Genomic DNA, 1061 nt, shown 5'->3' on the forward strand with positions numbered 1-1061 from the left:
AAGGCTGAGGAACGATCCTGTCAAATAGAATCGTGCCGAAAATCTTATGATTTAGGTACGGTCCGAACGTTAGTTTTCTTTTTAGCACAGTGGGACTTTCCGCAAGGGAAGCCGCACTGCATAAAGGGACTCTGACTCACCTGAGGTGGTTAAGGATGATTACATCCGCTATACAACTGCTAAAGGCTTTGATACGAACTTATCGTCTTCGGACGATAAACTATATCATGGAGAGTTTGATCCTGGCTCAGAACGAACGCTGGCGGCGCGTTTTAAGCATGCAAGTCGAACGGTAGAGAGGTGCTTGCACCTCTTGAGAGTGGCGAACGGGTGAGTAACGCGTAGGTGATCTACCATTTAGTTGGGGATAGCTCATGGAAACATGGGGTAATACCGAATAATCTTTATCCTCTTGTGGATAAAGGAAAGGGGCGTTTGCCTCGCTGAATGATGAGCCTGCGTATGATTAGCTAGTTGGTAGAGTAATAGCCTACCAAGGCGACGATCATTAGCCGGCCTGAGAGGGTGACCGGCCACATTGGGACTGAGACACGGCCCAGACTCCTACGGGAGGCAGCAGCTAAGAATCTTCCGCAATGGACGAAAGTCTGACGGAGCGACGCCGCGTGTGCGAAGAATGTCGAGAGATTGTAAAGCACTTTTATATGTGAGGAATAACAGTATCAGGAAATGGGTATTGGATGACGTTAGCATATGAATAAGCTCCGGCCAATTACGTGCCAGCAGCCGCGGTAACACGTAAGGAGCGAGCGTTGTTCGGAATTATTGGGCGTAAAGGGCATGTAGGCGGTTATGTAAGTCCGATGTGAAAGCACACAGCTTAACTGTGATGTTGCGTTGGAAACTGTATGACTTGAATCCGAGAGGGGTAAGTGGAATTCCTAGTGTAGGGGTGAAATCTGTTGATATTAGGAAGAACACCGGAGGCGAAGGCGACTTGCTGGCTCTGGATTGACGCTGAGGTGCGAAAGCGTAGGTAGCGAACAGGATTAGATACCCTGGTAGTCTACGCCGTAAACGATGTACACTTGGTGTCTGGG

At 48.9% G+C, this 1061-nt stretch carries 1 rRNA gene; it reads left to right on the forward strand.

From position 1 onward, the window contains the following. Positions 1-224: 224 nt before the first annotated feature. A 16S ribosomal RNA gene (locus tag DV872_RS26130) occupies positions 225-1061 on the forward strand; the annotation flags it as partial.

The organism is Oceanispirochaeta sp. M1, assembly GCF_003346715.1.
GTDB lineage: Bacteria > Spirochaetota > Spirochaetia > DSM-2461 > DSM-2461 > Oceanispirochaeta.